The organism is Allobosea vaviloviae, assembly GCF_001298265.1.
GTDB lineage: Bacteria > Pseudomonadota > Alphaproteobacteria > Rhizobiales > Beijerinckiaceae > Allobosea > Allobosea vaviloviae_B.
Window position 1 is genome coordinate 87452 of record NZ_LGSZ01000031.1, and the last position, 22218, is coordinate 109669.

At 67.1% G+C, this 22218-nt stretch carries 22 protein-coding genes; 11 read left to right on the forward strand and 11 right to left on the reverse strand.

Annotation, left to right across the window (positions count from 1 at the left end; genetic code table 11):
• Positions 1–8: 8 nt before the first annotated feature.
• From AE618_RS09220 to AE618_RS09235, 4 genes are all read right to left on the reverse strand, one after another.
• The gene (locus tag AE618_RS09220) at positions 9–713 is read right to left on the reverse strand and encodes an ABC transporter ATP-binding protein (protein ID WP_054208765.1); all 705 of its coding nucleotides are present in this window, start codon (positions 711–713) and stop codon (positions 9–11) included.
• Positions 697–2526, reverse strand: a complete 1830-nt coding sequence (locus AE618_RS09225; protein WP_082365122.1) for a branched-chain amino acid ABC transporter ATP-binding protein/permease — start codon at positions 2524–2526, stop codon at positions 697–699. Before AE618_RS09225 ends, AE618_RS09220 begins: the two co-directional genes overlap by 17 nt.
• A 4-nt stretch (positions 2527–2530) precedes the next feature.
• Positions 2531–3403 (reverse strand): branched-chain amino acid ABC transporter permease, encoded by an 873-nt coding sequence (locus tag AE618_RS09230; protein ID WP_054208766.1) that lies wholly within the window; start codon positions 3401–3403, stop codon positions 2531–2533.
• Between the two features lie 124 nt (positions 3404–3527).
• Entirely contained in the window at positions 3528–4736 is a 1209-nt protein-coding gene (locus tag AE618_RS09235; RefSeq protein WP_054208767.1) for an ABC transporter substrate-binding protein, read from the reverse strand.
• 238 nt (positions 4737–4974) lie between these two features.
• Here AE618_RS09235 and AE618_RS09240 point away from each other — a divergent pair, with 238 nt between their 5' ends.
• From AE618_RS09240 to AE618_RS09255, 4 genes are read left to right on the forward strand one after another with little or no spacing between them, the layout of a single operon-like run.
• Positions 4975–5976, forward strand: a complete 1002-nt coding sequence (locus tag AE618_RS09240; protein ID WP_054208768.1) for an NAD(P)H-quinone oxidoreductase — start codon at positions 4975–4977, stop codon at positions 5974–5976.
• Positions 5973–6743 (forward strand): SDR family oxidoreductase, encoded by a 771-nt coding sequence (locus tag AE618_RS09245; RefSeq protein ID WP_054208769.1) that lies wholly within the window; start codon positions 5973–5975, stop codon positions 6741–6743. Before AE618_RS09240 ends, AE618_RS09245 begins: the two co-directional genes overlap by 4 nt.
• 8 nt (positions 6744–6751) lie before the next feature.
• Entirely contained in the window at positions 6752–7489 is a 738-nt protein-coding gene (locus AE618_RS09250; RefSeq protein WP_054208770.1) for an SDR family NAD(P)-dependent oxidoreductase, read from the forward strand.
• A gap of 18 nt (positions 7490–7507) precedes the next feature.
• Positions 7508–8242, forward strand: a complete 735-nt coding sequence (locus tag AE618_RS09255; RefSeq protein ID WP_054208771.1) for a FadR/GntR family transcriptional regulator — start codon at positions 7508–7510, stop codon at positions 8240–8242.
• Positions 8243–8256: 14 nt separating this feature from the next.
• Here AE618_RS09255 and AE618_RS09260 read toward each other — a convergent pair whose 3' ends face one another.
• The 5 genes from AE618_RS09260 to AE618_RS09280 all read right to left on the reverse strand — a co-directional run bounded on the left by AE618_RS09260 (position 8257) and on the right by AE618_RS09280 (position 13521).
• Positions 8257–9174 (reverse strand): dihydrodipicolinate synthase family protein, encoded by a 918-nt coding sequence (locus tag AE618_RS09260; RefSeq protein WP_054208772.1) that lies wholly within the window; start codon positions 9172–9174, stop codon positions 8257–8259.
• Between the two features lie 33 nt (positions 9175–9207).
• A complete protein-coding gene (locus AE618_RS09265; protein WP_054208773.1) occupies positions 9208–10719 on the reverse strand; it encodes a tripartite tricarboxylate transporter permease in 1512 nt (503 codons plus the stop codon).
• 32 nt (positions 10720–10751) lie between these two features.
• Positions 10752–11240: a tripartite tricarboxylate transporter TctB family protein gene (locus AE618_RS09270; RefSeq protein WP_054208774.1), complete on the reverse strand. Its 489-nt coding sequence runs from the start codon at positions 11238–11240 to the stop codon at positions 10752–10754.
• A 166-nt stretch (positions 11241–11406) separates the two neighbouring features.
• Positions 11407–12402 carry a Bug family tripartite tricarboxylate transporter substrate binding protein gene (locus AE618_RS09275; RefSeq protein WP_054208775.1) on the reverse strand — a complete coding sequence of 332 codons (996 nt, stop codon included), beginning with the start codon at positions 12400–12402 and terminating at the stop codon, positions 11407–11409.
• An 84-nt stretch (positions 12403–12486) separates the two neighbouring features.
• Positions 12487–13521, reverse strand: a complete 1035-nt coding sequence (locus AE618_RS09280; protein ID WP_054208776.1) for a 4-hydroxythreonine-4-phosphate dehydrogenase PdxA — start codon at positions 13519–13521, stop codon at positions 12487–12489.
• Between the two features lie 277 nt (positions 13522–13798).
• On the opposite strand from AE618_RS09280, the gene AE618_RS09285 reads away from it, so the two are divergent.
• Positions 13799–14464, forward strand: coding sequence for a GntR family transcriptional regulator (locus tag AE618_RS09285; RefSeq protein WP_054208777.1), 666 nt, complete (start codon positions 13799–13801; stop codon positions 14462–14464).
• 23 nt (positions 14465–14487) lie between these two features.
• On the opposite strand, the gene AE618_RS09290 is transcribed toward AE618_RS09285, so the two are convergent.
• The gene (locus AE618_RS09290) at positions 14488–14700 is read right to left on the reverse strand and encodes a hypothetical protein (protein ID WP_054208778.1); all 213 of its coding nucleotides are present in this window, start codon (positions 14698–14700) and stop codon (positions 14488–14490) included.
• Between the two features lie 167 nt (positions 14701–14867).
• Between AE618_RS09290 and AE618_RS09295 the strand changes: the two genes are divergently transcribed.
• From AE618_RS09295 to AE618_RS09305, 3 genes are all read left to right on the forward strand, one after another.
• Entirely contained in the window at positions 14868–15479 is a 612-nt protein-coding gene (locus tag AE618_RS09295; protein WP_054208779.1) for a histidine phosphatase family protein, read from the forward strand.
• A 67-nt stretch (positions 15480–15546) separates the two neighbouring features.
• On the forward strand, positions 15547–16974 hold the full coding sequence (locus AE618_RS09300; protein ID WP_054208780.1) for a phospholipase D-like domain-containing protein: 1428 nt from the start codon (positions 15547–15549) through the stop codon (positions 16972–16974).
• A 19-nt stretch (positions 16975–16993) separates the two neighbouring features.
• Positions 16994–17716, forward strand: a complete 723-nt coding sequence (locus AE618_RS09305; protein ID WP_054208781.1) for an endonuclease/exonuclease/phosphatase family protein — start codon at positions 16994–16996, stop codon at positions 17714–17716.
• 14 nt (positions 17717–17730) lie between these two features.
• Here AE618_RS09305 and AE618_RS09310 read toward each other — a convergent pair whose 3' ends face one another.
• Positions 17731–18435 carry a GntR family transcriptional regulator gene (locus AE618_RS09310; protein WP_248310806.1) on the reverse strand — a complete coding sequence of 235 codons (705 nt, stop codon included), beginning with the start codon at positions 18433–18435 and terminating at the stop codon, positions 17731–17733.
• Positions 18436–18499: 64 nt separating this feature from the next.
• Between AE618_RS09310 and AE618_RS09315 the strand changes: the two genes are divergently transcribed.
• From AE618_RS09315 to AE618_RS09325, 3 genes are all read left to right on the forward strand, one after another.
• Positions 18500–20221 carry an IlvD/Edd family dehydratase gene (locus AE618_RS09315; protein ID WP_054208782.1) on the forward strand — a complete coding sequence of 574 codons (1722 nt, stop codon included), beginning with the start codon at positions 18500–18502 and terminating at the stop codon, positions 20219–20221.
• A gap of 74 nt (positions 20222–20295) precedes the next feature.
• Positions 20296–21270, forward strand: coding sequence for a Bug family tripartite tricarboxylate transporter substrate binding protein (locus tag AE618_RS09320; protein ID WP_054208783.1), 975 nt, complete (start codon positions 20296–20298; stop codon positions 21268–21270).
• A gap of 19 nt (positions 21271–21289) precedes the next feature.
• Positions 21290–22207 carry a 3-hydroxyacyl-CoA dehydrogenase NAD-binding domain-containing protein gene (locus AE618_RS09325; protein ID WP_054208784.1) on the forward strand — a complete coding sequence of 306 codons (918 nt, stop codon included), beginning with the start codon at positions 21290–21292 and terminating at the stop codon, positions 22205–22207.
• The last annotated feature ends 11 nt before the right edge of the window (positions 22208–22218 follow it).

Here is a 22218-nt window from a genome sequence, read left to right on the forward strand (position 1 = left end):
GCTGCTACCTAAATCCCGAGATAGGCGGTCTTGATGTGGGGATCGGCCAGCAGGCCGGCGCCGGTGTTCTCCATGGCGATGCGGCCGTTCTCGATGACATAGGCGCGCTGCGCGATCTTGAGCGCGTGGAAGGCCTTTTGCTCGACCAGCAGCACCGTCGTGCCCATCGCGCAGATGCGCTCGACGATGCCGAACATCTGCTGGACGATGATGGGCGCGAGGCCGAGTGACGGTTCGTCCAGCATCAGCAGGCGGGGCTTTGCCATCAGGCCGCGCGCGATCGCGACCATCTGCTGTTCGCCACCCGATAGTGAGCCGGCGAGCTGGTCGAGCCGCTCGCGGACGCGCGGGAAGATCTCCAGCACCTCCTCGAAGCGCGCGGCCGAGCCCTCGCGGGCATTGGCGTGGTAGCAACCCATCATGACGTTGTCCCGGACGGTCATGACCGGGAAGACCTGGCGCGCTTCGGGCACCATGACGAGGCCGCGCCCGACGATGTCGGCGGGAGTCGCGCCGGCGATCTGGTGGCCGTCGAACTCGATCGTGCCGGAGCCGGGCTTCACCAGGCCGGAGATCGCGCGCAGCAGCGTCGTCTTGCCGGCGCCGTTGGCGCCGATGATGGTGACGACCTCGCCCTTGCCGATCCGGATCGAGACGTCCTGGAGGATCGTGGTGCGGCCATAGCCGGCCGTCAGCTCAGAGACCTTGAGCATTGGCGAAATCCTCTCCGAGATAGGCCTCGATCACCCGGCGGTCCCTGACCACGGACTGCGGATCGCCCTGCGCGATCACCTTGCCGGAATCGATCACGATGATGCGGTCCGACAGGCTCATGATCGCCTGCATGTTGTGCTCGATGGCGATCACCGTGACGCCTGCATCGCGGATCGCGCGGATCAGCGCGACCATCGTCTGCGTGTCGGTCTGGCTCTGGCCGGCCATGACCTCGTCGAGCAGCAGGATGTCGGGCTCGGTGGCGAGCGTGCGGGCGACCTCGAGGCGCTTGAGATCGCCGATCGGCAGGTTGCGCGCCTCGACCTCGCGGACATGCTGCAGGCCGACCAGCGACGACACGCGCAGCGCCACCGCCCGCGCCGAGGCGACGTCGGGATGGCGCATGAAGGCACCGATCATGATGTTCTCGATCACCGTCAATTTGCCGAAGGGCTGCACGATCTGGAAGGTGCGGCCGATACCGGCCCGCGCGAAGGCGTCCGGGCTCGCCGGCGTCGTCGCCTTCCCGCCCGAAACGATGGCGATGCTGCCGGACGAAGGCTGGAGGAAGCCTGAGATCTGGTTGAACAGCGTCGTCTTGCCGGCACCGTTGGGGCCGATGATGCCGAGAATCTCGCCCCGCTTCAGCATCATCGAGACGTCGTCGGTCGCCGTCAGGCCGCCGAAGCGCATGACGAGGTTCTTGGTTTCCAGCATCGTCTCGCCAGGCGTCCCGGTGATCTGGCGCAGCGCCGGGGCTTCCTGCTCCGGCCGCGGCTGCCCACCCGGCAGCCTGTCGATCCAGCGCCCGACGCGAGCCCCGTAGGTGCCGACGAGCCCGCCTGGCAGCGTCAGCGTGATCAGCACGAGCACCGTGCCGTAGACGAAGCCGTGCAGGCCGTTGGCGGAGGCGCCGAGCCAGCCGCGCGCCAGTTCCGCGATCGGCACCACCAGCACCGTGCCCAGCAAGGGCCCGACGACGGTGCCGAGCCCGCCGATGAGGGCAAACATCGCGACCTCGATCGAGGTCGAGAGCGAGAACATCGTCGCCGGCTCGAGGAAGGTCGTGTACATCGCGTGGAACGAGCCGATCAGGCTGGTCAGCACGGCCGAGATCACGACGGCCTTGAGCTTGACCCGCGTCGGGCTGATCCCGGCGGCCGAGGCCGCATCCTCGCGCTCGCGCACGGCGGTCAGATAATAGCCGAGCCGCGCATTGCGGATGGCGTAGGACACGACCAGCGTCAGCAGCAGCAGGCCAAACGCGATGATCAGGTAGTTGAACTTGTCCTGGAAGATCATCCAGGCCCAGCCGAGCTTCAGCGGCACGATCAGCCCTGCCGAGCCGCCGGTGACGCCGTGAAAATGGATCGCCAGCAGGCGGATGACCTCGAGGAAGGCGATCGTCGCCAGCGAGAAGAACGGCCCGCGCAGGCGAAAGCAGGGATAGCCAATGCAGACCGCGACGACGGCCGAAAGCGCCGCGCCCGCCCACATGCCGATCCAGGGCGAGAGGCCGAGATGCTGGATCAGCAGCGCCGTGGTGTAGCCGCCGATGCCATAGAACATCATATGGCCGAGCGAGAGCTGGCCGGCATAGCCGCCGACGATGTTCCAGGCCGTCGACAGGCCGGCGAAGACGCAGATCGTCACGAAGACGTGGATGATGAAGGCGGAGTCGCTGAGCGCCGGGACGATCAGCAGCAGCGAGAGCAGGATGAGCGCGACATAGACGCGCGGATGGGCCAGGGCTGAAAGCCGGCTCGGCTTCGGCACGGCGACGGGAGCGACGGCGGCGGTGCGGGAGGTCATGGGCTCACTCCGTCCCGCGGCCGAAGCCGAACAGGCCGGTCGGCTTGAAGATCAGGATCAGGATAAAGATCGCGAAATAGACGACCTCCTTGAGGTCGGGCGCGATGTAGTAGCCCGACAGGCTGTCGACGATGCCGATGATCATCGCTCCCGCAAAGGCGCCGTACATGCTGCGCATGCCGCCGAGCACGACCACGACGAAGGCGGTCAGCACGAAATAGGAGCCGATCGTCGGTGTGACCGGGAACATCGGCGTGATCAGCGCGCTGGCGAGTCCGACGCAGGCCGCGCCGAGCCCAAACGAGATGATGTAGATGCGGTCGACCCGCACGCCCATCAGCAAGGCGGCATTGCGGTTCTGCGCGGTGGCGCGGATGGCGCGGCCGAGCGGCGTCTTCTGCATGAAGAGATGCAGCCCCGCGACCAGCGCCAGCGCGCAGGCGAGGATGACGATCTGCCCCGACAGCACCGTATAGCCGCCGAGCGAGACCGACTGACGGGCGCTGGGCGTCGAGACCGAATAGAGATCGGCCCCGAAGATCATCAGCGCCAGGTTCACCAGCGCGGTCGAGAGGCCGACGGTGGCGAAAATCTGAATGTGCTCGTCGGCGTTCAGCAGCGGCTGGATGATAAAGCGCTGCACCAGCGCACCGACGCAGAACAGCAGCACGACGACCGGCACGGCCGAGACGTAAGGGTGCCAGCCGAGCTTGGTGGCGAGCAGATAGGTCGCGTACATGCCGATCATCAGGAACTCGCCATGGGCGAAGTTCACGACGCGGACGATGCCGAAGATCAGCGTCAGTCCCACCGCGATGATGGCGTACATGCTGCCGAGCATGATGCCGTTGAGCAGCAACTGGACAAGCACGTCCATTTAGGGCGTCTCCGAAGTCGATCTGTCGAAGCGAGGGATGTTGGGCGCAGGGCGCGAGAGGGCCGCACGCGGCGGCCCTCGGGCTCCGTCAAGTCCTGCGTGGGCAGGACGGGATCGTCGGCGCTCAGTTGGTGCCGATGCCGACCTTCATCTTGGCCACGGCCGCATCGGCCGGGAACACGGTGACGAGCTCGCCGCCTTGCCACTGCATCAGGAAGGGCACGGCGCGGCTGTTCTGGCCGCTCTCGGCGAATTTGGCGCCCCAGCCGGTCGCCGTGCCGCCGACAGGCACGTCGACCGCCAGCACCGCCGTGCGGATCGAGGCCGCCTTCAGGTCGGGCGCCTTCTCCATGGCGTCGAGGAAGACCAGCGCGCCCATGTAGTTGGCGAGCGAGTGGCCCGAGCGCGGCGCGGTGCCGTATTTGGCCTGGTACTTCTTGACGAAGGCGTCGACGCCGGGCGCCGCCTTCGGATTGGTGCGGAACTGGGTGAAGTCGACATTGAGGGCGCCCTCCATGTTCTCCGCGCCGATCGCCAGCATGGTGTCGCGCAAGGAGTAGCCGCCGCCCGCGCCGATCATGGCCTTGGGCTTGAAGCCCTGCTCCTTCATCTGGCGGAAGAACAGCACGGTGTCGTTCTGGTAGGAGGTCTGGAGCACGACATCGGCACCGGCCGTCTTGAGGCGCAGGATCACCGGCGTCAGATCGACCGACTTCGCCGAATAGGGCAGCGTCTCGACGATGGTGACGCCCTTCTCCTTGGCGCGGGCGGTTTGATAGCCGGCGACCGTCTGGCCGTAGAGCGAATCCTCATGGATGATCGCGACCTTGAGCGACTTGGCCTCGAGGCCCAGCGCCGGAGCGATGGCCTCGCCCACGGCATCGACCATGCGGGCGGCGAAATCGCGCGCGGTCGGGTTGGTGCGGTAGACGTTCTTGAAGCCGCGCTCGGTGATCGGGTCCGAGATCGCGCCGAGCTCGAAATAGGGCACGCCGGCGAGTTCCGCGACCTGCGTCGCCGCAATCGAGAGCGAGGACGAATAGGTCCCGAAGATCACCGGCACCTTGTCCACCGAGGTCAGGCGGCGCGCCTCGCCGACGGCCTGGTTGGGCTCGACCGCGTCGCCTTTGACGATCTCGATCTTCTGCTTCTTCAGGCCGCCGGCGGCGTTGCGCTCCTCGATGGCGATCTCGAGCCCGCGGAAGCTCTCGTCGCCGAGCAACGCCAGCCCGCCCGAGAAGGGATAGAGTGCGCCGATCTTGACCTGGGCGAAGGCCTGCGTTGCCGACAGAGTCAAAGCTGCGGCGAGCGCCGCACGCGTTACGAACCTCATCATGTCCTCCCTGGGACCGCTGTCACGAGCATTTCTTGCGGTCCCCATCGCATGATGCGTCCCGGTCGGACGTTTCGCCGACGACCGGATAATGCAGATAACCAAGTTGCCTGACAAGTGGGGTTTTGCTAACGCTTGAACCAAGGCGGGGTGAACGGCACAAGAGCGGTTCGAGCCCACGCTGGCGCATGCTTCGCCCAGCGACAAGCCAGCCGGATGTGAGGGAGAGACGACGACCATGCCATTGCCGCAGACGATGAAGCAGGTGCGCTTTTCCGGGCCGGGCGGCCCGGAGGTGATCGAGATCGAGACCGCGCCGCTGCCGCAGCCCGGTCCCGGCCAGGTACTGATCGCGGTCGCGGCGGCGGGAATCAACCGGCCCGACTGCCTGCAGCGCGCTGGCGGCTACCCGCCTCCCCCCGGCGCGACGCAGATCCCCGGGCTCGAGATCTCAGGCCATATCGCTGCCGTCGGCGAGGGCGTCGCGGAAAGCCGCATCGGCGAAGCCGTCTGCGCGCTGGTGATCAGCGGCGGCTATGCGCAATACGCGGTGGCCGACGAGCCGCTCTGCCTGCCGGTGCCGAAGCCGCTCTCTCTGTTGGAGGCCGGCGGCCTGCCCGAGACCTACTTCACCGTCTACGACAACGTCTTCACGCGCGGCCGCCTCAAGAAGGGTGAGACGATCCTGATACATGGCGGCTCCAGCGGCATCGGCTCGACCGCGATCCAGCTCGCCAGGCATGCTGGTGCAACCGTCTATGCGACGGCCGGCTCGGCCGAGAAATGTGCCTTCTGCCGCTCGCTCGGCGCGCAGGAGGCGATCGACTACCGCGCCACGGACTTCGTCGAGGAGGTCAAGCGGCTGACCGACAAGCAGGGCGTCGATGTCGTCCTCGACATGGTCGGCGGCTCCTATATCCAGCGCAACATCAACATCCTGGCGCTCGAGGGGCGGCTGGTGCAGATCGCCTTCCTGCAGAGCAGCAAGGCCGATCTCGACCTGATGAACGTCATGCTCCGGCGCCTGACGCTGACCGGCTCGACGCTGCGGGCGCGCTCGGTCGCGCTCAAGGCCGAGATCGCCGCGCAGTTGCGCCGCGATGTCTGGCCGCTGCTGGAAGCGGGCACCGTCAAGCCGATCATCCACGCCACCTTCCCGCTGGAGCAGGCAAGGCAAGCGCATGAGCTGATGGAATCAAGCGCTCATCTCGGCAAGATCATGCTCGAGGTCGCCAAATGACCAGCCATAGCGGCAAGGTCGTGCTCGTCACGGGCGCCGGGCGCGGCATCGGCCAGGCGATCGCCGACGCCCATGCAGCGGCCGGCGCCAGCGTCGCCTATCTAGACCATGATCCGGCGCTGGCGGCGGCGGCGGCCGAGGCTGCACGCGCACGCGGCGCGACGACGCTGGCGGTTTCCGCCGATGTCGCCGACGAGGCTTCGGTCAAGGCAGCCGTGGCGCGCATCGTCGACACGCTCGGGCCGATCGGCGTGCTGATCAACAATGCCGGGATCTCGCCGAAATCGGGAGCAGACGGCAAGCGCGCCAAGCTCGGCGAGATGAGCGCGGAGGAATGGCGCCGCGTGCTCGACGTCAACCTGACCGGCGCGTTCCTCTGCGCCAGCGCGGTCGTGCCGGCGATGCGCGTCGCCGGGCGTGGATCGATCGTCAGCGTCTCCTCCGTCGCAGGCAAGACCTATTGCGACATCGTCGGCGTCCACTACGCCGCGACCAAGGCCGCTCTGATCGGCTTCACCAAGCATCTGGCGGGCGAACTCGGTCCTGACGGCATCACCGTGAACGCGGTGGCGCCGGGCCGCATCGACACGCCGCTGATGCGCGGCACCGCTCCGGAAGCCAACGAGGCGGCCCGGATGGCGACGCCGCTGCGCCGGCTCGGCAGCCCCGAGGATGTCGCCCAGACCTGCCTGTTCCTGACCTCCGACAACGCCGCCTTCGTCACCGGGCAGGTCTGCGACGTGGCCGGCGGCTGGCTGATGACCTGAGGCGCATCGTGATCGATTTTTCGGGCAAGGTCCTGCTGCTGACGGGCGGCAACGGCGCGATCAGCCGCGCCATCGCGACGCTCTTCCACCACCACGGCGCGTCCTGCGTCCTGACCGATCTCGACGGCGAGGGCGTGGCCACATTTGCTCGCGAGCTCGATCCCGGCAGGGGCCGCACGCTGGCCTTGCGGCAGGATGCGGCGCAGGCGAGCGATGCACAGCGCGCGGTCGAGGCTGCGGTCTCGCATTTCGGCCGCATCGACCACCTGGTCACGGCGGCAGGGCTCTATCACGACCGTCTGGTCAGCGAGATGAGCGAGGCCGAATGGCGCCAGTCGATCGCGATCAACCTCGACGGCGTCTTCCACAGCTGCCGCGCCGCCATCCCGCATCTGGCGGAGGGTGGATCGATCGTGAACCTCGCCTCGATGGCCGGCCATCGCGGCAGCTACGCCCATGCCCATTATGCCGCCGCCAAGGGCGGCGTGCTCAGCCTGACGCGGTCGCTGGCGCTCGAACTGGCGCCGAAGATCCGCGTCAATGCCGTCTCGCCGGGCCTGATCGAGGGGCCGATGGTCCAGCCCCTGATCGCCAAAAAGCCGGAGCTGATCCAGAACACGCCGATGAAGCGGTTGGGAACGGCCGCCGAGGTCGCGGGCGTCGTTGCCTTCCTGTGCTCCGATCTGGCAGGTTTCGTCACTGGCGAGACCGTTCACGTCAATGGCGGCCTGCATATCGCCAGCTAAAGGAACGGATTGAGCCCCATGGTCGCCGACAGAAGCCGATCCGAGCTGCGTGACATTCTGGGACGGGCGCCCTCGCTCGCGGACACGCTGGCGCTCCGGCTGCGCGACGAGATTTCCTCGGGCCGCCTTCAGGCGGGCGAGCGCCTGCCCACCGAGCAGCAGCTCGCCGCGACCTACGGCGTCAGCCGCCCGATCGTGCGCGAGGCCGTGGGGCGGCTGAAGCATGACGGGCTGGTGCTGTCGCGCCAGGGGGCGGGCGCTTTCGTCGCCGAGCCCGGATCGAGCTCGGTCTTCCGGCTCGACGTCGCGGATTTTTCCGACAAGGCGGAGCTGCGCCACATCGTCGAACTGCTGATGGCGGTCGAGGCGTCAGCGACGGAGCACACGGCCGAGCGCCACAGCGAGGCCGACCTGGCCACCATCCGCACCCGGCTGGACGCGATGCAGGCCGCGATCGACCGGGGCGAATCCGGCGTCGACGAGGATGTCGCCTTCCACCGCGCCATCATCGACGCCACCGGCAATCCGTTCTTCCGCGATCTGTCGGAGTTTCTCGACCGGCGCGTCCGAAACTTCATCCGCACCGCCCGCGCCAATTCGGCGCGCCTCGCCGGCATGGCGCAGACGGTGCAGGGCGAGCACCAGGCGATCTTCGAGGCGATCGTCGCGCGTGACCCGCAGGCGGCCCGCATGGCGGCTGAAACCCATCTCAAGAATGCAGCCGCGCGGCTCGCGCTCTATCTCGGGCGGTAGCCCGCGAGGAAGCGCTACCTCGCCCAGTTCAACGCCAGCGGATCGAGCTCGCGGGCCAGCTCGATGAGCCCCTCGCGGGTTTTGGGATGCAGCGGCGTCAGCGGGTGGCGCACGGCCTCCGACTTGATCACCCCGCCCTCCTTCATCACCGCCTTGGCCGAGCGCAGGCCGCATTGGCGGTTCTCGTAGTTGATGATCGGCAGCACCCTGGCATAAAGCGCGGTCGCCTGCTTGCGATCGCCAGCGGCATGGGCGGTGAGGATCGGCTTGATCAGGTCGGGGATCATGGCTGATGTCATCGTGCCGGTAGCGCCGGCATCGAGATCGGCCATCAGAGTGATCGCCTCCTCGCCGTCGAAGGGCCCGGCAACCGCCGAGCCGCCGGCCTCGATCAGCGCGCGCAGCTTGTTGGCCGTGCCGGGCACCTCGATCTTGAAGTAGCGCACGAGCGGCACCTCCTTTGCGAGGCGCACCATGAAGGGGACCGTCATCGTCACGCCCGAAAGCGGCGCATCCTGCAGGATGATCGGAATCCCGCAGGCGTCCGCGACGGATTTGAAGTGCTCGATCATGCCCTGCTCGTCGGCCTTGAGCAGCGCGCCGTGATAGGGCGGCATCATCATCAGCATCTTGGCGCCGGCATCCGCCGCCGCCTTGGCGCGCTGGGCGGCAATTCGCGTCGAGAAATGCGAGGTGGTGACGATCACCGGCACGCGGCCGGCAACCTGCTCGAGCGAAACCCGCATCACCTGCTCGCGCTCCTCATCGGTCAGCAGGAACTGCTCGGAGAAGTTCGCGAGGATGCAGATGCCGTCGACGCCCTGATCGACCATCAGGTCCATGACGCGGCGGTTGCCGGCGATATCGAGGTCGCCATTGTCGTGGAAGATGGTCGGAGCGATCGGCAGGATGCCCTTGTAGGGTTCGGTCATGGCGGCGTTTCCGGTGGTTTCTTGAAGTGACGGTCAAACCGTGCGCGTGGCGGTGCGCCCGCGCAAATACCCAGTAGCACGGCCGATCAGCGGCATCAGCAGCAGGGTGAGGCCGATCGCCATCAGCGTCGTGACCAGCGGGTTCGACCAGAAAATCGACAGCGAGCCCTGGCTGAAGATCATCGACTGACGGAAGGCGTCCTCGGCCTTGTCGCCGATCACCATGGCCAGCACGAGCGGCGCGATCGGATAGTCGAGCTTCTTGAAGACGTAGCCGACGAGGCCGAAGATCAGCGCCAGCCAGATGTCGAAGCCCTTGCCTGCCGCCGTATAGGCGCCGATGAAGCAGATCACCACGATCACCGGCCCGATGATCGAGAACGGAATCCGCAGGATCGAGGCGAACAGCGGCACCGTCGCCAACACGACCACCACCGCGACGACATTGCCGAGATACATCGAGGCGATCAGCCCCCAGACGAAGTCCGGGCGGTCGGTGAACAAAGTCGGGCCCGGGTTGAGCCCCCAGATCATCAGTCCGCCCATCATCACGGCGGCGGTTGCGGAGCCGGGAATGCCGAGCGCCAGCATCGGCAGCATCGCGGCAGAGCCTGCCGCATGGTCGGCCGTCTCGGGCGAGATCACGCCCTCGGGTTCGCCCTTGCCGAACTTGGACGGATCGCGCGACGAGCGCTTCGCCATGGCGTAGCTCATGAAGGAGGCTGCCGTCGGCCCGCCCGGCGTGATGCCCATCCAGATGCCGATCAGCGAGGAGCGCAGCAGCGCGAGCCAGTAGCGCGGCAGCTTGGCCGCCGTCAGCACAACGTCGCGGATGCGGACTTTTGCGGCGACGCCCTCGAATTTCAGCCCCTCCTCCATCGTCAGCAGCAGTTCGCCGATGCCGAACAGGCCGATCACCGCGATCAGGAAGGAGACGCCCGCGAGCAGGACGTCGAACTCATAGGTCAGGCGGACATTGCCCGAGACCGAATCCATGCCGATCGAGGCGAGCGTAAAGCCGATGCCCATCGAGACCACGGTCTTCAGCGGCGAGGCGCCACCCAGCCCGATAAAGCTGGCGAAGGTCATGAAATAGACCGCGAAATACTCAGGCGAGGAGAAGCGCAGCGCGAACTTCGCGACCCAGCCCGACAAGAGCGTGATCAGGATGACACCCGCCAGAGCACCAAAGCCCGCCGAGAGAAAGGCGAAGGACAAAGCCTCGGTCGCCCGGCCCTGCTTGGCCATCGGGTGGCCGTCGAAGGTCGTCGCGACCGATGAGGGCTCGCCGGGGATGTTGAACAGGATCGAGGTGGTCGAGCCGCCGAAGAGCGCACCCCAGTAGAGCGAGGTCAGCAGGATGATGGCGGAGACCGGGTCCATGCTGAAGGTCAGCGGCAGCAGCAGCGAGACGCCATTGGGCGCGCCCAGGCCGGGCAGCACGCCGACGAGCACGCCCAGCAGCACGCCCGCCATCATCAGCAGCAGATGATGCGTGGTCAGCGCGACCGAGAAGCCATGCATCAGGTTGGCGAAGTTATCCATGGCTCACGGCACCGTTTTCCGTTGCGCGTCGGTCACAGGCCGAGCAAGGGCTCGATCGGCCCTTTGAGCAGGCTGATCTGGAAGAATTTCTCCAGCGCGAGATAGAAGAAAGCCGCGGTGCCCAGCGCCGTCGCGAGCGTTCCCGGCCAGCCGTAACGGCCCTGGAAGCGCATGGTGACGACGAGATAGAGGATCGTCGCGACATACATGCCGAGCGTCGCGCTCAGAACGACGAACGCGAGCAGCGGCAGCAGGAAGGACAGGACCCTCAACCCCCGCTCACGATCGAGGAAGAGCTCGTCGAGCCCGCCCGAGCCCGCGATGCGGCCGGCCGCCGTCACGATAAGCGTGCCAAGGCTCGCCAGCGCGACGAGACCGCCGATGTAGAACGGAAACGCGCCGGGCTGCGGACCCGAGGAATCCCAGCCGACGCCGAATTCCAGCGCGCCGTTGACGATGACGAGGCCGAAGGCCAGCGTCACCAGTGCGGTCGCGATCTCGGCCCAGAAGCGGGTGATCATGGCTGAAGGGCCCTTCCTGCAAGGCTAGGCATCTGGCTCTCCCCGCGCCGTCATCCCGGGCGGAGCGAAGCGGAGACCCGGGATCCATGCCGGAACGGTTCAGGCATGGATCCCGGATCAGCGCCGCTGCGCGGCTTGTCCGGGATGACGTGGAGCTTGCGTCAGCTTACTTCGCGACCCAGCCCTCGTTCTCAAACACCTTCTTGTTGGCGGCATCGTCCTTGGCGACGAAGTCGGCGAGTTCCGCCCCCTTCATGAACTTGGCGGTCTGCGCGGTGCGGGAGACGAATTCCAGCCATTCCGGCGTCTTGGAGACCTTTTCGAGCACGTCGGCATAGAAGGCGACGGCATCGGCGGGCACCTCGGCCGGCAGCCAGACGGTGCGCGGCATCTGGAAGGTCTCAAGCGGCACGCCGGCTTCCTTGCAGGTCGGGACATCGCCCCAGCCCTTGCCCTCGAAGACCGGATCGCTCTTGGCCAGGCGCGCCGGTGAGAAGACGCAGAGCGGCTTGACCTGCCCCGCCTTCCACTGGCCGATGTTCTCGTTGGGATTGTTGACGTTTGAGTCGATGTGCCCGCCGGCAAGCTGCACGGCCGCAGCGCTGCCGCCCTGGAACGGGATGTAGATCCACTTCACGCCGGTGGCGTCCTGGATCATCGAGGTCAGGGTCTGGTCGGTGTCCTTCGACTGGCTGCCGCCCATCTTGAAGCCCATCGGCTTGGCCTTCACGGCATCGAGATAGCTCTTGGCGTCGGCATAGGGCGCATCGCCCTTGACCCAGAGCAGGAACTCGTCGAGCGCCAGCCCTGCGACGGGGGTCAGGTCGCTGTACTTGTAGCCGAGCTTGGCGACATAGGGCAGCAGATAGGCGTTGTTGGTGCCGAAGATGACGCGGTTGGGATCGCCCTTGGCGCCCTTGCCGTAGACATAGCCCTCGGCGCCCGAGCCGCCGCCCTTGTTCACCACCACGATCGGCTGGTCGATCAGCTTGTGCTTGCTGATGATCGCCTGGATCATGCGGGCGAAATTGTCGGTGCCGCCGCCGGCACCCGAGGTGACGACGAATTCGATCGGCTTGGTCGGCTGCCAGGCCTGCGCCGGGCTCGTGGCACTCAGCGCGATGGTGCCGGCGATGGCGGCGGTGATGCTGAAGGTCTTCATGGGTTTTCTCCCTGGATGAGCGGTTCTTCGGGACCGCTCTTGGATGGCGGTCTTGTGTGTCGGTCGTCGGATGGAATTGTCGCGTCAGGCGGCGGCCTTTGCCCTCGCCTTGCCGTCCCGGGCCATCTTGATCGCGAGCGCGAGCGCGGCGCGGGTTGCACCGAGATTGGCGACGCCCTTGCCGGCGATCTCATAGGCCGTGCCATGGGCGGGCGTGCAGATCGGGAACGGGAAGCCGCCGATCAGGGTGACGCCGCTGTCGAAACCGATCAGCTTCATCGCGATCTGGCCCTGATCGTGATACATCGTCAAAACCGCATCGAAATCACCGTTGCGGGCGCGCAGGAACACCGTATCGGATGGGAACGGCCCCTCCACGGTGAAGCCCTTCGCCTTGGCGGCCTTCACCGCGGGCTCGATGGTCTCGATCTCGTCGCGGCCGAAATTGCCGCCGTCGCCGGCATGGGGATTGATGCCCGCGACCGCGATGCGCGGCGGGTTGAAGCCGGCAAGGCGCAGATTGGCATCGGCCAGTGTCAGCGCCCGCAGGATGCGCTCCTGCGTGATGTTGGCGGCCACCTCGGAGAGCGGAATATGCGAGGTCACCCGCGCATTCCAGAGCTTGTCCAAAATGTTGAACTCGCTCGCAGGCCCCTCGAAACCAATGGCGTCGCGCACGAAGCGGATCTCGTCGTCGTAGCCGGGATAGGCGAAGCGCATCGCGGCCTTGTTGAACGGCGTGAAGAACACCGCATCGGCATGACCGGCGGCGGCGAACTGCAGGGCATGGCGGAAATTGTCGGTCGCGGCCTTGCCGCCGGCCAACGTCGCCGTGCCGCGCTGCAGGTCCGCCGGATCGTGGTTGCCGAGGTCGATGAAGACCGGCCTGTCACCGAGAGGCAGGACATCGCCCTCGCGGACGACGCGCACCTGCGGATCGGCCGCGCCATCCTTGATGCCGAGTTCGAGCAGGCGCGCATCGCCGAAGACGACGTAGCGCGCTGCCGCGCGCAGATCGGGCTCGGAGAGGATGCGCGCGGTCAATTCCGGGCTGATGCCCGAGGGATCACCCATCGCGACGGCAATCACCGGCAACTCGTTCTGCGCCCGATTGTCCATAGCCCTGCTCCGCTGACTGGCCTGCTGCCCTCTGGCTAGCACAGGCCTCCGCAGCTCACAAGTATGCTGTATGCAGCATAATTAGAGTGGTGTACGTATGAGGGTAAGGGCGTTGAGCGATCGTGTCCGTGACGGTGCGGTAAGAAGAAGCGATGAATTCGGATGCGCAAGACGCAAACAGCAGTACCGCAGTTGCCGGACGCGTAGCCGCCGTTGGTTTGACAGCGCCTGGTCCGCATGCCGTAACCGCCGCAGACAAAGCCTTGGTGGAGTCGCGATGAGCGAGCCTGCAATCGACTATCCCCGGATCACGCGCCGGACCCTGCATGACGAGGTGCTGGAGCGCCTGCGCGACATGATCATCGAAGCGCGTCTCGCCCCGGGCCAGCGCATCAACGAGGGTCTGGTGGGAGCGCAGCTCGGCGTCTCCCGCACGCCGCTGCGCGAAGCGATCAAGACGCTCGCCAGCGAAGGCCTGGTCGAGATCCTCCCCGCCAAGGGCGCGATCGTGCGCAAGTTTTCGGCGCGCGATCTCGCCGACATCCTGGAGGTGCTGAAGACGCTGGAGCAGCTCGGCGGGCGGATCGCCTGCGAGCAGGCGAGCGACGCGACGATCGAGGCGATCCATGCGATGCACCGGCAGATGATGGCGCTCTACGAGACCCGCAGCCGGCTGGAATATTTCAAGCTCAACCAGGACATTCACAGCGCGATCGTGGCGGCATCGGACAATGCGGCGCTGATGGAGATGCACGCGACGCTACAGGCGCGGATCAAGCGTCTGCGCTTCGTCGGCAATGAGGGGCCGGCCAAATGGGCCGGCGCCGTGGCCGAGCACGAGGACATGATGGCTGCCCTGCTCAAGCGCGATGCCGCAGAGCTGAGCGCGATCATCGGAGTCCATATGGATGCGACGCTGCTGCGGGTCCGCGAACTGCTCTGACCGCGCCGCAGCGGACGCCGGCCTCACTCTTTCGGCGCCTCGCCCGCGGTCGCCTCGCCGAGGCGGCTGACGGTTTCCTCCAGGCTTTCCGCGACGCCAAGCATGTAGTCCTTGCCGAAGCCGATGATGGTGTCGGGCGGCTGGCCCTTGAAGCTGTAGACGACGGTGACGAGCGCCGGATTGACGTAGACCGGCTTGCCGTCGGCCGGCGAGGTGAACTTGCAGAGTTTGGGCATGGGCGTCTCGCGAGTCGATGCAGGAGCGGGATCTATACGATGGAAGCGCGGCGCGCGCTCCTCGCACGTCCTTGCAGATCGAGCATTCCCCCGGTCCCGCTTGAGACGCCCGGGCAAAGCGCTACCATCCGGGCAGACCCGGCAGACCATGCGAGACCAGCGACCCGATGACGAACAGCGACCCTCGCGAGCCTGACGCACCCTTGCAGGTCTATCTGGTCCGGCACGGCCAGACCGAATGGTCGCTGTCGGGTCAGCATACCGGCCGGACCGATATCGCGCTGACGCCGCAGGGCGAGGACGAGGCGCGAGCGCTCCAACCGTCCTTTCGCGGGCTGACGTTTTCGCATGTCCTGACCAGCCCGCGACAGCGTGCCCGACAGACCGCGGCGCTGGTCGGGCTCGGCGCGCAGGCGGCGGTCGAACCCGATCTCGCCGAGTGGGATTATGGCGACTATGACGGCCTGCGCTCGGTCGAGATCCGTGCCATGCGGCCGGGCTGGAACATCGTCCGCGACGGCTGCCCCAACGGGGAATCGCCGGCGCAGATCACGGCGCGCGCCGACCGGCTGGCCGCGAAACTCTCGGCGCTGAGCGGCCCTGTCGCCGTGTTCACGCACGGCCATTTCGGACGCTGCCTCGCCGCGCGCTGGATCGGCCTCGACCTCACGGCCGTCCAGAACCTGCTGCTCGGAACGGCCTGCTACGGCGTGCTGGGCTATGATCCCGGCCATCCGGAAAACCGCGTCATCGCACGCTGGAACATCGCCGTAGCCTGACCGACCTCCCCCGAGGCCGGTTTGCCCGATACCAAAGCGCCCTGCATCATTGTAACTGCGAAGCGTCATGGATCTCACCGCGCTGCTCATGAGTCTTGCCGATCATGGCCCGCTGCTGCTGACGGCGTTGCACGTCGTCACGGCCGGCACGGTCACGATCCATGCCCTGATCCGGAAGCGCGACGTGCCGGCCGCAATCGGCTGGATCGGCCTCGCCTGGCTCTCGCCGTTCTTCGGGCCGATCCTCTATTTCGGCTTCGGGATCAACCGGGTGAAGCGCCGTGCCATTCGCTTGCGCGGCATCGCCGGCGCTGGCGGCTTTCCCGGCCGGCTCGGCGCGGTGCCCGGCGAGCCGGCCGGCAGCCTCCAGACCGCGGTCGGCCGGATCACCCGGTCCGGCACGAAACCCGGCACCGTGGCCGCCGCGCTCGATTGCGGCGACGAGGCCTATCCGCGCATGCTGGCCGCTATAGACGACGCCAGGACCAGCGTCGCGCTTTCGACCTTCATTTTTCGACCCGACGAGGCCGGGCTTGCCTTCATCGATGCGCTGACCCGCGCCCATCGCCGCGGCGTTGCCGTGCGGGTGCTCATCGACGGCTTCGGCGGGGGCTTCCTGTTCTCGCGCGCCTACCACCAGCTGCGCAGGGAGGGCGTGCCGGCGGCCCGCTACCTGCACTCCCTGATGCCATGGAAGATGCCGCTGCTCGATCTGCGGCTGCACAAGAAGATCCTGCTGATCGACGGAGAGACGGCGTTCATCGGCGGGCTCAACATCGGTGCCGACAATCTTCGCACGGCGAAGCCGCAGGACCGCGTGCGCGACCTCCATTTCAGGGTCGAAGGCCCGGTGGTTCAGCAGGTCACAGAGAGCTTCCAGGACGACTGGGCCTTTTCGACATCCGAGACGCTGGAAGGCCCGCTCTGGTTTCCGGCCGAGCATCGCGACGGAACCGCGCCCGCACGCGTGATCTCGTCGGGTCCCGACCAGAGCGTCGACCAGCTCATCCTCGTCCTGCTGTCGGCGATCAACGCGGCCTCGTCGTCGATCCGGATCGCGACACCCTATTTCCTGCCCGACGAGCAGGTTCTGACCGCGCTCCAGCTCGCGGCGCTCCGGGGCGTCGCGGTCCATGTCGTGATCCCGGCCGTCAACAACCATCGCCTGATGGGCTGGGCGATGCAGGCGCATATCCGGCCGCTGCTGAAGGTCGGCTGCCATGTCTGGCGCTCGCCCCGGCCTTTCGACCATTCGAAGCTCGCAACGATCGACGAATCCTGGAGCCTGATCGGCAGCGCGAACTGGGATGCGCGCAGCCTCAGGCTGAACTTTGAAATCACCATGGAGTTCTACGATCACGAACTGGCCAAGCGGCTCAACGGCATCATCGACGGCAAGCGTGGCGACGCCGTCACGCTGGAGCAGATCGACGCACGCTGGCCGATCGTGAAAATTCGTGATGCGGCCGCCCGGCTGCTGATGCCCTATCTCTGATGTCGACGAGCGAGGTCGCGTGAAGGTCGCATCCTACAACATCCACAAATGCCGCGGCACCGACCGGCGCGTCCGGCCCGATCGGATCGTCTCCGTCCTCGCCGAGATCGGCGCCGATCTGGTGGCACTGCAGGAGGTCGACCGCCGCTTCGGCCAGCGCACCGGCCTGCTCGACCCGGCCGCCATCCTGCGCGAGACCGGCCTGCACCTGCTCGTCCAGTCCGATGTGGTGGATGGTCATGGCTGGCACGGCAATGCGCTGCTGGTGCGCGGCGAGCCGCTCTCCTACCGGCGCTTCCGGCTGAAGCTGCCGGGGATCGAACCGCGTGGCGCGGTCGTCGCCGAACTCGACCTCGGCGAAGGCAAGTTCCGCGTCATCGCCGCCCATCTCGGCCTGCTGCGCCGGTCCCGGATCGACCAGGCGACGACGCTGCTGCATGCCTTCCTTGAGCTCGCGCCGATGCCGACGATCCTGCTGGGCGACTTCAACGAGTGGCGACGAAGCCGCCGGTCGGCGCTCGACGTGCTGGTTCCGCATTTCGCCGACATGAAGCATCCACCCAGCTTTCCATCGCGCCGTCCGATGCTGCCGCTGGACCGCATCCTCGCCTGGCCCGACGGGCTGATCTCCGAGCTCTGCGTGCATGATTCGGCGCTGTCGCGAAAAGCCTCGGACCACCTGCCGCTGACGGCCCGAATCGACATCGCGGGCTGCCAACTCGGCCTGGACAGTGCAGCCTAGAGCAGTCTCTCCCTCTACGGTTGCCGCTCTGTCATAACCGCCCCCGGCCTAGCAAAACGGGCTTCGATCGCGGCGATATAGGCATCCCGCGATGGTCCCAGATGCTGCCGGCAGAGCGCGACGAGGCGGTCGCGGTCGCCGGCTGCGAGAGCCTCGACCATCGCGGCGTGCTCGTCGCGGGCCAGCCGCAAATGCTCCGGACTCGCGGCGGTGATCGAGCGCGCGCCATGGACCTTCTGCGCCAGGCCCTGGATCAGCTCGACGAGAGGGGGATTGCCGCAGGCGCCAAACAGTGTCTCGTGAAACTGCATGTTGGCGCGAAAGGCCGCCCGCGCGTCGGCGCTATCGACCGCCACCGCATGGCGCTGCTGGACTTCGCGCAACGCGTCCAGGACGGTGGCTGAAGCCGGTAGCGGGATTTGCTCGGCGGCCAACGTCTCCAGTGCCTCGCGCACCGAATAGATCTGCCGGACCTCGACGGGATCGAGCAACTTGACGACCGCGCCCCGATTGGGGATGCGCTCGACCAGGCCCACCCGCTCCAGATCGGCCAGCGCCTCGCGCACAACATGGCGCTTCACGGCGAGGCGTTCCGCCAGCTCTTCCTCGACCAGCCGCTCGCGCGGCAACAGCCAGCCGAGGACGATCTCCTCCTCCAGCATCGCCGCGACACTGCGCACGCGCTCGGTGGTCTGGGCCTTGAGGGCTGTCATGCTCATGCCAGTTTATAACCCTTCGACATAATTGTTGACAATCCTGGCAACGCCCATATTCCTAGCTGCCATGAGCACGTCCGACGATACCCCAATCCTGAAGCCTGCTGCACGCGGCATGCGGCGCAATCTCGCGACCTATGGCGATCCGGGCTTCTCGCTGTTCCTGCGCAAGGCCTTCATCAAGGCAGCCGGCTTCTCGGACGATGCGCTCGACCGGCCGATCATCGGCATCACCAACACCTTCAGCGACTTCAACCCCTGCCATGGCAATGTGCCCCGGCTGATCGAGGCGGTGAAGCGCGGCGTGATGCTGGCGGGCGGCCTGCCGATGGAGTTCCCGACGATCTCCATCCACGAATCCTTCGCCAACCCGACCTCGATGTTCCTTCGCAACCTGATGGCGATCGACACCGAGGAGATGATCCGCGCGCAGCCCTGCGACTCCGTCGTGCTGATCGGCGGCTGCGACAAGACGGTGCCTGCACAGCTCATGGGCGCGGTCAGCGCCGACGTGCCGGCGATCCAGCTCATCACCGGGCCGATGCTGGTTGGCCATCACAAGGGCGAGGTGCTGGGCGCCTGCACCGATTGCCGACGGCTCTGGGGCCAGCATCGCGCCGGCCAGATCGACGAAGCCGAGATCGAGGTTCTGAGCGGGCGGCTCGCGCCGACGCAGGGCACCTGCATGGTGATGGGCACGGCCTCGACCATGGGCTGCCTGGTCGAGGCGCTCGGCATCGCCCTGCCCGGCTCCGGCACGATTCCCGCCACCCATGCCGACCGCATCCGCGCCGCCGAGGCCAGCGGGCGCGAGGCGGTGCGGCTGGCCCAGGGCGGGCCGAAGCCGAGCGAATTGCTGACGGAGACAGCCTTCCGCAACGCGCTGACGGTTCTGCAGGCGATCGGCGGCTCGACCAACGGGCTTGTCCATCTGGCGGCAATCGCGCGCCGCGCCGGGCTCTCGATCGATCTCGAGGAGTTCGACGCCATCGGCCGCAAGGTGCCGGTGCTGATCGATCTCAAGCCCTCCGGCGACCATTGTATGGAGCATTTCCACTGGGCCGGCGGCGTGCCCAAGCTGATGAAGGAACTCGGCGACCATCTCGACCGCTCGGCCCCGACCATCGACGGCCGCACCATCGGCGAGATCGCCGATGCCGCCGAGGACGTCCCGAACCAGACGATCATCCGCACTGCCGCAAGCCCGGTGAAGCCGACCGGCGGCATGGCCGTGTTGCGCGGCAACCTCGCGCCCGGCGGCGCAGTCATCAAGCATTCGGCCGCCTCGCCTGCGCTGATGACCCATACCGGCCGCGCCGTCGTCTTCACCTCGGTCGAGGACATGGTCACGCGGATGGACGATCCCAGCCTCGACGTGACCGCCGACGACGTCCTCGTCTTGACCAATGCCGGCCCGCGCGGTGCGCCCGGCATGCCGGAGGCTGGCTACATCCCGATCCCGAAGAAGCTGGCCCAGGCCGGCGTCAAGGACATGGTCCGGATCTCCGACGCCCGGATGAGCGGCACGGCTTTCGGCACCATCGTCCTGCACATCACGCCCGAATCGGCCGTCGGCGGCCCGCTCGGGCTGGTGCGCGACGGCGACATGATCCGGCTCGATGTCGAGGCGCGCGAGATCGCGCTGCTCGTCGAGGATGCCGAACTGGAGCGCCGCAGGAGCGAGTGGCAGCCCCCGGCCCATCTCGCCGAGCCCTCCCGCGGCTACCGTCACCTCTACCTCACCACCGTGCTGCAAGCCGACGAAGGCTGCGATTTCGACTTCTGCTGACGCGGCCGGCCCGGCCCCAATCTGTTTGCGAGACGGGACCCAACCCGTCCGCCCTGCCCTTCGGAGAAAACCCCATGCTCGACCGTCGCCATCTCATCGGCGCTCTCGCCGGCCTTTCAATCGCTCTTCCGGTCACGGCCTTCGCCCAGGCCTATCCGCAGAAGCCGATCACGCTGATCGTGCCCTATGCGCCGGGCGGCGCCACCGACATCATCGGCCGCGTCGTCGCCGAGGAAATGTCGAACGGGCTTGGCCAGCGCCTGGTGGTCGAGAATCGTGCCGGCGCCGGCGGCAGCGTCGGCGCGACGGCGGCCGCCCGCGCCCAGCCCGACGGATACACCCTGCTGCTCGGCGCGCTGACCAGCCATTCGATCAATGCGAGCCTGCAGGCCAAGTCCGGCTTCGACCTGAAGAAGGACCTTGTGCCGATCGGGCTGGCCGGCAATGTCGGGCTTGCCCTCGTGGTCCACCCCTCCGTGCCCGCCAAGACGGTCCCCGAGCTGATCGCGCTGATCAAGGCAAAGCCGGACGCCTATTCCTATGCCTCCTCCGGACAGGGCTCGCCGCAGCATCTCTCGGGCGAGCTGTTCAATCTCAAGGCCGGCACCAAGATGCCCGTCGTGCCCTATCGCGGCTCCGGCCCGGCCATGACCGACATGGTCGCCGGCCAGGTCAAGATCATGTTCGACACGATCCCCGCCGTGCTGCAGCATGTGAAGGGCGGGTCGCTCAGGGCGATTGCCACCACAGGCACCGAGGCCTCGCCCTTCATGCCGGAGACACCGACCGCCATCTCGCAGGGGCTCGCCGGCTTCGAGGTGTCGTCCTGGTTCGGCCTGCTCGCCCCGGCCGGCACGCCGCAGCCGATCCTGGACAAGCTCAACGCCGAGTTGAACAAGGCCTTGCAGAGCCCGAAACTGAAGGAAGCGTTCGCTCTCCAGGGCGTCGTGCCCAAGCCGAGCACGCCGGCCGAGGCCTCCGCCCGGATCGACAGCGAGATCACCAAATGGGGCGATCTGATCAAGACCAGTGGCATCAAAGCCGAGTGACGGGTCCGATAAACAGGTCATGAAAGACATGGTCCAGAAGCTCGCCATCGTCGGCGCGGGCATGATCGGCGCGAGCTGGGCGGCGCTTGGCAGCGCCCATGGCGTCGCCGTCTCCGCCTATGATCCCAACCCGGAGGCCGAGGCGCGCTTCCTGTCCCATGTCGAACGAGCCCGGACGCAGCTGGCCGAGCTCGGGCTGACCGGCGACGGGGCCGTGTCGTTCTCCACCGACCTCGCCGCCGCGTTGGACGGCGCCGGTTTCGTCCAGGAAAACGGGCCAGAGAACGAGGCGGTGAAGCGCAGGCTCCTCGCCGAGATCGACGCCCTCCTTCCTCCGGGCGCGATCATCGCCAGCTCGACCTCGGCGCTGGTCCGAAGCGCCATCGTCGCCGATTGCGAGAGGCCGGAGCGGATCGTCGTGGCGCATCCGTTCAACCCGCCGCATCTGGTGCCGCTGGTCGAGATCGTCGGGGCAGACGTCGAGGTGGTGGCGCGGGCGGCGGATTTCTATCGCGCGCTCGGACGCCGCCCGGTCGTGCTCAACCGCGAGATGCCCGGCCATATCGCCAACCGGCTGGCCTCCGCGCTCTATCGCGAGGCGGTGCATCTTGTCGAGCAAGGCGTGGCAAGCGTCGCCGACATCGATGCTGCGCTCTGCAACGGTCCAGGCCTGCGCTGGGCCCTGATGGGTCCGCACATGACCTATCATCTCGGCGGCGGCGAAGGTGGCATCAGCGGCTATCTCGCCCATCTCGGACCGAGCCAGGTCCGGCGCTGGCAATCGCTCGGCAACCCGTCGCTCGACGCCGAGGTCCAGGCGAAGATCGTCGCCGGTGTCGCCGAGGAGGCCGGCGGGCGCTCGATCGCCGAGCTCGAGCTGCGTCGCGACGAGGGCTTGCTCGCTTTGCTCAAGGCGCGCACGCTCGTCAGCGACTGACAAGGCAGACA

Excerpts from the sequence above, each read along its gene's own strand:
- AE618_RS09320 (WP_054208783.1), top strand. The coding sequence starts at position 20,296 with ATGCTCGACCGTCGCCATCTCATCGGCGCTCTCGCCGGCCTTTCAATC.
- AE618_RS09290 (WP_054208778.1), bottom strand. The coding sequence starts at position 14,700 with ATGCCCAAACTCTGCAAGTTCACCTCGCCGGCCGACGGCAAGCCGGTC.
- AE618_RS09230 (WP_054208766.1), bottom strand. The coding sequence starts at position 3,403 with ATGGACGTGCTTGTCCAGTTGCTGCTCAACGGCATCATGCTCGGCAGC.
- AE618_RS09315 (WP_054208782.1), top strand. The coding sequence starts at position 18,500 with ATGAGCACGTCCGACGATACCCCAATCCTGAAGCCTGCTGCACGCGGC.
- AE618_RS09285 (WP_054208777.1), top strand. The coding sequence starts at position 13,799 with ATGAGCGAGCCTGCAATCGACTATCCCCGGATCACGCGCCGGACCCTG.
- AE618_RS09255 (WP_054208771.1), top strand. The coding sequence starts at position 7,508 with ATGGTCGCCGACAGAAGCCGATCCGAGCTGCGTGACATTCTGGGACGG.
- AE618_RS09225 (WP_082365122.1), bottom strand. The coding sequence starts at position 2,526 with ATGACCTCCCGCACCGCCGCCGTCGCTCCCGTCGCCGTGCCGAAGCCG.
- AE618_RS09240 (WP_054208768.1), top strand. The coding sequence starts at position 4,975 with ATGCCATTGCCGCAGACGATGAAGCAGGTGCGCTTTTCCGGGCCGGGC.
- AE618_RS09310 (WP_248310806.1), bottom strand. The coding sequence starts at position 18,435 with ATGAGCATGACAGCCCTCAAGGCCCAGACCACCGAGCGCGTGCGCAGT.
- AE618_RS09300 (WP_054208780.1), top strand. The coding sequence starts at position 15,547 with ATGGATCTCACCGCGCTGCTCATGAGTCTTGCCGATCATGGCCCGCTG.
- AE618_RS09245 (WP_054208769.1), top strand. The coding sequence starts at position 5,973 with ATGACCAGCCATAGCGGCAAGGTCGTGCTCGTCACGGGCGCCGGGCGC.
- AE618_RS09270 (WP_054208774.1), bottom strand. The coding sequence starts at position 11,240 with ATGATCACCCGCTTCTGGGCCGAGATCGCGACCGCACTGGTGACGCTG.
- AE618_RS09265 (WP_054208773.1), bottom strand. The coding sequence starts at position 10,719 with ATGGATAACTTCGCCAACCTGATGCATGGCTTCTCGGTCGCGCTGACC.
- AE618_RS09260 (WP_054208772.1), bottom strand. The coding sequence starts at position 9,174 with ATGACCGAACCCTACAAGGGCATCCTGCCGATCGCTCCGACCATCTTC.
- AE618_RS09220 (WP_054208765.1), bottom strand. The coding sequence starts at position 713 with ATGCTCAAGGTCTCTGAGCTGACGGCCGGCTATGGCCGCACCACGATC.
- AE618_RS09295 (WP_054208779.1), top strand. The coding sequence starts at position 14,868 with ATGACGAACAGCGACCCTCGCGAGCCTGACGCACCCTTGCAGGTCTAT.
- AE618_RS09235 (WP_054208767.1), bottom strand. The coding sequence starts at position 4,736 with ATGAGGTTCGTAACGCGTGCGGCGCTCGCCGCAGCTTTGACTCTGTCG.
- AE618_RS09325 (WP_054208784.1), top strand. The coding sequence starts at position 21,290 with ATGAAAGACATGGTCCAGAAGCTCGCCATCGTCGGCGCGGGCATGATC.
- AE618_RS09280 (WP_054208776.1), bottom strand. The coding sequence starts at position 13,521 with ATGGACAATCGGGCGCAGAACGAGTTGCCGGTGATTGCCGTCGCGATG.
- AE618_RS09275 (WP_054208775.1), bottom strand. The coding sequence starts at position 12,402 with ATGAAGACCTTCAGCATCACCGCCGCCATCGCCGGCACCATCGCGCTG.